Genomic DNA, 8,061 nt, shown 5'->3' on the forward strand with positions numbered 1-8,061 from the left:
TTGATTGTTATAGACACCTAAATCATAGGTGGTGACGGAGGAAAGATTATCAACAGTTGATTTTCCTAACATTTCCGTACGCGCTTTGACTTGCGTGGCAAGACCCGCTTCGCTGACATCCAATGTCATAATGAATGAGTTTAAATCAAACACAAGAGTGGCATCTGGTGAGAGTGTTATTTTCCCTTGTTGTCCAATTTGTGCATCTTTTAGTGATACAAGTGAATTAATAATTTTTTCATTAATAGAAGCAACTTGAGAATCGTCACTCTCATAAGTTGGTGTGATAGAACTTATGATAAGTTGATTATCTTTAAGTACCACAAGCGCATCTGCAATTTTATTACGGCTTTGTTCGTTTAATACAGATTGATTAGAACGCTCGTAACGTAAATAGACTGGGATCGTCATGCCTTCTTCTAATGCTGTGGCAAAGACACTAGGAATAATATAATTACCAATCTTTAAACTGGTTGGTTGGCTATATGTATTCTCGGACAATAGGAACATAGCAATGCCTAGTGCCACTACAGATTTACGCACAAGGAGTCCTTATTAATTAATTTATAATAATAAAATCGTCGTTATGCCAAATACCAACAGTTGCTTTTTTACTTTGAACATCGACTTGCTTTAACTTGACGCCAAGACCTGGCATAACGTAGTAGCGTTCACTACAGCGATTATTTTCATTTTTTGTCACAGCATCTGGCATGCAATCACCTGTAGCGACGGTACGAAACGAGCTATTTCCTGTGTTATAGACAATGCGAGCATTTTTATCGAAACGGTAATCAAATTTTTCTTGGCGAGGAGCAACCACTAAAATGGTGCTTATCATGGCAGACGTCGTTGCCGTTGCCGCTTTTGCATTTTGCGTTGATCCTGTTTCAGTCACCGGATCGTCACGCCAGACTAAGCGATAGTAACGTTCTTGGTTATCACTAGGGCCTTTATAGAAAATTTTAAAACTTTCTTTAGTTTTGCCGGGTAAAATTAAGTTTGCTGGTGAGATCAAAATCTCGTTATTGACTAAAGGGAGCACTTTTCCATCTTCCAAAGGTGATGAAATGCGCTCAATAGATAATCCGACTAAACGAGCCTGATCGACATTATTTTCAATTTCTTTGGCAAGAATAGTTTGGTCAGAGGGCATAGTTTCGGTAATGGCACCGACATGAATGGCTACTGCAAATTGGCTATAAAAAACCAAAGGACTCAAACAGGCTAATATTATTTTTTTCATAGCGAATCCTTGAGGGAGAGCGAAAAATTCGCTCACCCCTTAATTATTAAAAAACTAACTTTATGGCTTATGGAGTTGTTGTGAAGTCGCCTTCCCAAGTTGCAGTAAACTGAACTTTAACATCACCATCCCAGTAACCATCAGCTAAATCAGAGAATTTAGCATCAGCACCAGCAACTTTGGCGGAAGCGATATTGAAGGTGAATTGACTTTGGCCACTTACACGATCTTTACCGTTGTAAGCGCCATCTTGGGCTAAGAAATCAAGACCAGCTGTTGTGCCAGCAGCTACGTCAACCATTGTGGTTTCTGTAGAGTTAGTTAATGCAGTGCCATTCCATTTAATACCAACAGTTAATTCACTATCGTCAGATGCACGCGTTAATTTATCGGTGATGATTTTTGATGTCAGTTTGAAGTCAGTTGCTTTTTCTTGACCTTGGATAGTGATGTCAAAAGCACCGTCTTGAGAGTTAAACGCTTTAACACCTTCAGCGTAATTGAATGTTAATGATTTTAATGGTGTAACCACTAACATACTTTTAGTATCTTTGTATGCTTTAGCATCCCATGAAGCAACAGCACTTGCTTTACGAGTATCAGCTTGAGCAAGAGTTGTCGCACCCATAATAGCTACAGCAAGAACAGCCAATGTCAGCTTTTTCATAAAATATCCTTTGATGATTATCTATAATAGATTGCTTTTATCTTTCTATTAATGAAAGAAATTAAATACACTGATACATTCTTCAAATAAAAGAATTTCTCTTTAAATAATTTCAAGAAAATATTTAAAGAATAACTCTTTTATTGATTAGTTTGAGGTGGGATATTCTTGATTTCTTTTGTTAAGTCTCCATAAATAAAAAGTCTTATTTTTTAGGTTTTAAATAAAAATAATCTAGCTTTATTTAATGTGCTTAATTTCTTTCAATTAAGATATAAATATAATTAAACATTATTTAATGGCGTTAATTTAAACAATAGGAGGAAGTAAAGTGATAAGAAAAATCCTATAAGTATTCTTTCTTAATTTCAATTGATAAAAAAATATTACTAATAACATCTATTTTTATCTTTATTTAGTGGTTTTTATGAAAATCTGATTAATTTATTTTATGATTTTTTGTTTTTCTTTATATTTATTATTTGGAATTTTTAGTTTTTTTTATATAAATGCATTCTATAATAGACTGTGTTAGTTATTTTATACTTAAATCTTAGGTATAATAGATTATAATCCTGTTTATGGCATTTGATTTACATATTTACTCACTTTTTGAGTTTGGTGTTTTTTATCTACAAAGTTTTTTATATTTTCTATAAATTAAAATCAATAAACTATCCAATTACGATTTGTATTTTTCATTTAGAATTAAAAATAATTGTTTTATATTTTTCATACCATCAAAAAACTATTATCATTAAAAGAGGTGTTATCTTTTAATGATAATATAAAAAAGATTTAAATTGAAAATTAGTTATATAATAGTGTTAATGAAGGATTAGAAAATAGTAAATTTCTTATTTTAAAATGAAAATAAAAAATGATCTTTATCGGGTGGTTAGTTAATTTTTTACGTTGTATTAAAGATAATCGTGTTATTTCGTGGGTTTACCCGCACATGATTGTGCGGGTTTTTTATATCGTTAATTTAAAATGAGGCTATGATGAGAGCGATTCAATAATCAGCTCACCTTTGTTTATATCTATTTTTAGTTTCTGGGATTCAGTCACTTTTAATAGTGTAGGCCCTAAATTCACTAACATAGGTAAATGCATTTCAGTGGCAATAATGGCGCTGTGAGAACGACTATCTCCTATAGCTAAAGCAATGCCAACTAATGGACTATCAGTTAATTGGATTAAGGTGGAAGGGAAAAGCTCTTTAGCAACCAAAATAGCCGGTTGTGATGGTGTAAATGCAGGGCGTGTTTTATCTTGCAATTGATAGAGGACTTGATTACGCAGATCACGGAGATCAAGCTCACGAGCCCGTAAATAAGGATCAGTGAGTGCACAATAAAGCTGTATTCTCTCTTGCATTTCATCAGACCAGCTTTGTTGTGCGTTAATTTTTTCTTCTTTAATACGATCAACTACAGATGTGATTAATTCATCATCATCTAACATCATGATATGGCCATTAAAAATAGCCCCAATGTGCTCTCCTAAGACTTGATTCGCTTTTTCCGCATACTGTTTTAGAACGTTTAACGTATTTTTGATGGCATGATTAAATTTGATGATTTGAGTATCAATATCTATTGATTCAGACAAATTTTCTACGGGCGACAATTCAGTTTCATGCCAAATAAAAGCTGGGGCTTTAATTTGGGCGATAGGGGTTAAAATGCCTTTTAGGGTTGTCTTGTCAGAATCAGAAGGAAGCTCTTCGCCAAAGCCATTTTGAGCGAGTTTAAGGAAGGCTGCGATCGCTTCATCTTCTTGTTCACCAGAAGCAATTAGCGTTATTTCATCACCTTGGCGAATTTGTATTAATGAGAGTTGATTTAAACTCAGCGGATTAATTCGTCTATCACCTTTAACTAATTGATAATCAGCATGATAGGTAGAAAGCACTTCCACTAAAGTAGCCGCAGGTCTTACATGTAAACCATGAGGATTACGCACGACCCAGCTTGCCTCTTTACCTTGAATTTTGACGAGAGCATTAATATCATTTTTAGGCTGGACGAAGTTTTCGCCAAGTTGAATTTTTTTTGGGTATAACGAGTTTGAGGCTTCTTCAATGACTTTCTCTAAAGAAGCACCAGAAGAGGCGGCAACGACTGCTGCAAGTGTACCTTCAACTAATGGCGCAGAGCAGAGTGTTACTTTTTCAGCGAGTTCAGGATCAAGTAATTCAATTGCGGTTTCTGCACTTAATATGGCACTACCTAAATCCATCATGACAACGATAGATTGTGCCTGTGGCGAAAGTGATTCAATTGCCGTCATAATTTTAACAGCGTCAGTACCAATCGTATTTTCTTCATCGTTAACACCCGCGGCGACCGCAAGTTGACAGTGAGCAGGATTAATCATCTGACTTGCAAGTTCTGCTACACCATCAGCGAGATGCTTACTATGAGAAACAATAACAATATTTATCATGGTAGACCTTTATGGGTTACTTGTATTGGTTACTTGGTCAGTTATGCATTAATGCTATTTGCAAGGGCTTGTATCATTAGCACAACAGATGCACTACCAGGATCTTTATGCCCGATACTGCGTTCACCTAAGTAGCTTGCTCGCCCTTTTCGAGCTTGCATTGGAATGGTATTTTCAGCGGCTTTTTCGGCCACAATGTGTGCTTGGGTAAGGGCTTCTTTGATAGAAAGGTTTTGCTCATTAGATTGTTTTAATGACTCAACGACAGGCCACCAAACATCACACATGGTTTTGTCATTAGGCTGTGCTTTTCCTCGACTCACAATACCTTCTACACCTTCAGTGATCATTTCAACAAATTGATTGAGTTCTAAATTTTGTAATGAAGCGGTCGGTTTTGCTGCACGAATAAAGAAGGTACCAAAGAGAGGGCCACTTGCACCGCCAATATTTGAGAGTAACGTCATGCCTGTGGTTTTAAGGATCGTACCAATATCTTGGTTTTCAAATTCAGGCAGTTTTTCAAGTACCTTTCTAAAACCACGATTCATATTTAAACCGTGGTCGGCATCACCTATTTCACGATCTAAGTCCGTCAGATAATCACTATTTTGTTCAAAAAGTGATGCGCATTGTTCTAACCAAAGAATGATTTGAGCATGAGTTAAAGCCATTTCGTGTTCCCTTTTCTTGTAATTAAAAACTTATTTCACCATCGCCGGTGTATTAACAGGTGCATCCCATAAGGTAAGTAATTCATCATCAACTTTTAGCAACGTAATTGAGATCCCTGACATATCGAGCGAAGTACAATAAGAACCAATTAAAGAACGTTCGATGGTTAAACCAAATTTTTCACAGCATTGGGTTAAATGGTGATAAACACCATAAAGTTCAGATTGTGGTGTGGCACCTAGATTATTAACTAAAGCAATAATGCGATCGCCCGATTTTAAAGGTTGTTTCTCTTGATTTTCATCGATCCATGTACCGTTTTCACGATCCCAATGACGGATAACGCGTTGATAGTGACCATTTTCGATTAAGGTCGTAAACATGGCATCAACGGTCTCATTGAGTGAAGTGAATTTACGACGATCAATACCTGGCTCTCCATGGATACCAACACCAAATTCCATTTCATTTTCAGGTAAAGTAAAGGAAGGTTTTCCTGCTGCAGGCACAGTGCAAGCTTCTAAGGCAATCCCGATAGAAAAACCATTATTATTAATGTAATGACCTAATTTAACTAGCTTATCAAGAGAGTCGCCTCTTTCAGCTGCTGCCCCCAGTAGTTTTTCCATTAAAACGGTGTTGGCAACACCACGGCGCCCTGCTGTATATAAGCTATCTTTAACGGCAACATCATCATCTACTAAGACGGTTGCAATTTTTACACCATCGTCATGAAGTAGCTCTGTGGCTGTTTCAAAGTTAAGCACGTCACCCGTGTAGTTTTTTACGATCATTAAAACACCTTCACCGCTATCAATCTCTTTGGCGCAGTCATACATTTTATCTGGCGTTGGCGACGTAAATATTTCACCTGGGCATGCACCATCGAGCATACCTTTACCTACAAAACCAGCATGCATGGGTTCATGCCCGCTTCCGCCACCGGATAGCAACGCAACTTTGCCTTTTATTGGAGCATCTTTTCGCGTGACATAAAAAGAGGAAGGATGAAGTTTGATTTCAGGATGGGCCTTTGCAAAGCCTTGTAGTTGTTCAGATAATACGTCATCAACTCGATTAATCAGCTTTTTCATCTTAAATGCTCCATTTGAAATTTGTGTTTAGTCTTTAAACCAGAAATCGATTTTATGGTTTATGTGGCTGACAAATTATTAAGTAAAGGATAGGTAAACACGCGGTGTTTGTATTATTTAAAACATAAGAATTATTTTCATTTAGCTTAAAAATAAATCTACATCATTTATCTTTCTATAAGAATAGGTTAGTCAAATAACCTGTCAGAATGGGAGCAAGATCATAAAAAAAAATGAAAAAGGGAGTATCTGATCGTGATGATTACATGCCTTGTAAAAGAGTGAGTACTCTCTCTCTCTGCTCTGGAGAAAGGTTTTTAATAACATCCAATAACAACGTATCTTTGTTTTTTGCACTTGGCATAAGAGTATGGCTAAAAGTGAGATTTAAAACAAAGGTATGTCCACATTCAGGATCACGGCAAGCACAATAGAGATCGGATAATTCTTTGTGTTTGCGATTACTTTTCTTTATAAGTGCTTTTTCACCACATTCAGGACAAAAAATAGTTAAAACACGCATCTCGTTTTCTCTTTGCTATGGGTTATTTAATACCTTCTATATTAGCTGAAATTTGTATTATAACCAGCCTATTTATTGTTTTTTTATATAAATATTTGTTTTTATATCGTTTAAAGAAGCTTAAAACAAGTTTATTTGTTTTTATTAATGTGAATAGTTCGGTTATTGTCGGTTAAGCATTGATAACCGAAGTTAACCGAACAAACTTACTAGCCTGAAATACAAACTTTGTAGATAATAGCTTCACGTTAAATCATACGGAGATGATCAACATATTGAATTTATTATTTATTTATTTTGTTAGTTTTCAGTATGAGTGAATAAATAGACAAGGATGTCTATTACAAATTAACAAGGAAGTTAGCTGTAATATAACTGAATAGCTTGTTATTTATCGCAAATGGATATTGCGCATAGTTGAAATAAAAGGAACTTTCGTTATCTCAATCAGGATTTATTCAGTTACACAGGGTTGTGGTTGCAGCTAATTCTTTACAGATTATCTGGTGAATATTGGGAGGTGAGGTTTCTTTTTACAGTTAAATAAAGTGTGATCAGAGATGAGGTGTATTCATGGATGAATATGACAACACATTAATATCGTTGGTGATCGTAGGTGCATTTATTGCATTAGGGAAGATGCTCGTTGCGAATGAAACAATGACATTAAGATTGTTCATCGGCAAAATTATTTTAGGCTCTGCAGTTTCAGTTGTTGCTGGTGTGCTGCTTATTTTATGGCCTGGAATTAATTCTGTCGCAGTAATGGGAATAGGCTCTGCGCTCGGTATTGTGGGTTATCAATTAGTCGAAATCTGGTTACGTAAGCGAGGTAATCAATTTTTTTCAGGAAAAGAAAAAGATGATACCAAGTAAAAAGTGCTACGCGTTTTCATCATAATAAAAATCGGTAAAGTCAATTTTGTCTCGAATGACTAAGGAGTTAGGTCATGTCCAACACACTAGCGGTATATGCATGGATTGCACTAATGGCGTTTAGTTTGGGGTGGATTGCTCAAGGATGGCATCGAGACAATATAACGTTAGAACAACGGATGTTAATAACGGCAATCGAAGATCAAGCAAGCATGGATGCTTGCTTTGATCTTCAACTTTTTCCTTATGTATTAGAGGAAATTCATCCCTAATAGGAATAAGAAAACGGTTATTTTACTTAGTGAATATCAGTCCCTGACCACTCTGCAAATACATTGACATAACCACGGGCTTCTACCACACCAATCCAGTCTTCTCCTTCCATTGAGAAAAGTGAGGTGCTTTCATTCATTGGAATAGTCAGTTGTAAATCAGTACGATAAAAATAACCCTCTAACTGATAAGGATGAGGCCATGCGGTCTGGGTCCAGAGTGCTTCTTTAATGGAGATAGGCACATTATCGCAAGC

The 8,061-nt window shown here is 36.0% G+C and carries 9 protein-coding genes and 1 pseudogene; 2 read left to right on the forward strand and 8 right to left on the reverse strand.

The features are described from left to right. The 7 genes and pseudogenes from ABN217_RS18430 to ABN217_RS18460 form a co-directional block, all read right to left on the reverse strand. Positions 1–543: pseudogene (locus tag ABN217_RS18430) on the reverse strand (hypothetical protein); the annotation flags it as partial. Positions 544–559: 16 nt separating this feature from the next. Beyond that, positions 560–1,246, reverse strand: a complete 687-nt coding sequence (locus tag ABN217_RS18435) for an EcpB family pilus assembly chaperone (protein WP_349459749.1) — start codon at positions 1,244–1,246, stop codon at positions 560–562. Positions 1,247–1,313: 67 nt separating this feature from the next. Further along, entirely contained in the window at positions 1,314–1,913 is a 600-nt protein-coding gene (gene ecpA, locus ABN217_RS18440) for a common pilus major fimbrillin subunit EcpA (RefSeq protein WP_196554840.1), read from the reverse strand. A 999-nt stretch (positions 1,914–2,912) separates the two neighbouring features. Then, positions 2,913–4,364 (reverse strand): dihydroxyacetone kinase phosphoryl donor subunit DhaM, encoded by a 1,452-nt coding sequence (gene dhaM, locus ABN217_RS18445; RefSeq protein WP_340893832.1) that lies wholly within the window; start codon positions 4,362–4,364, stop codon positions 2,913–2,915. A 41-nt stretch (positions 4,365–4,405) separates the two neighbouring features. Beyond that, positions 4,406–5,038 carry a dihydroxyacetone kinase subunit DhaL gene (gene dhaL / locus ABN217_RS18450; protein ID WP_340893830.1) on the reverse strand — a complete coding sequence of 211 codons (633 nt, stop codon included), beginning with the start codon at positions 5,036–5,038 and terminating at the stop codon, positions 4,406–4,408. A gap of 30 nt (positions 5,039–5,068) precedes the next feature. After that, entirely contained in the window at positions 5,069–6,133 is a 1,065-nt protein-coding gene (gene dhaK / locus ABN217_RS18455) for a dihydroxyacetone kinase subunit DhaK (RefSeq protein WP_196554837.1), read from the reverse strand. Between the two features lie 262 nt (positions 6,134–6,395). Next, positions 6,396–6,656: an ogr/Delta-like zinc finger family protein gene (locus tag ABN217_RS18460; RefSeq protein ID WP_196554836.1), complete on the reverse strand. Its 261-nt coding sequence runs from the start codon at positions 6,654–6,656 to the stop codon at positions 6,396–6,398. A 573-nt stretch (positions 6,657–7,229) separates the two neighbouring features. Here ABN217_RS18460 and ABN217_RS18465 point away from each other — a divergent pair. Both ABN217_RS18465 and ABN217_RS18470 read left to right on the forward strand, forming a co-directional pair. Further along, positions 7,230–7,532, forward strand: coding sequence for a phage holin family protein (locus ABN217_RS18465; RefSeq protein WP_115350199.1), 303 nt, complete (start codon positions 7,230–7,232; stop codon positions 7,530–7,532). Positions 7,533–7,606: 74 nt separating this feature from the next. Then, complete coding sequence (locus tag ABN217_RS18470; RefSeq protein WP_196554834.1) at positions 7,607–7,804, forward strand: hypothetical protein; 198 nt, start codon at positions 7,607–7,609, stop codon at positions 7,802–7,804. Between the two features lie 26 nt (positions 7,805–7,830). Here the strand turns inward: ABN217_RS18470 and ABN217_RS18475 are convergent. Continuing rightward, positions 7,831–8,061: fimbrial adhesin EcpD family protein (locus tag ABN217_RS18475; RefSeq protein ID WP_502935124.1), on the reverse strand; the 231-nt coding region annotated here is incomplete at its 5' end.

The organism is Proteus sp. fly-1067 (genome assembly GCF_040139345.1).
Taxonomy (GTDB): domain Bacteria; phylum Pseudomonadota; class Gammaproteobacteria; order Enterobacterales; family Enterobacteriaceae; genus Proteus; species Proteus vulgaris_B.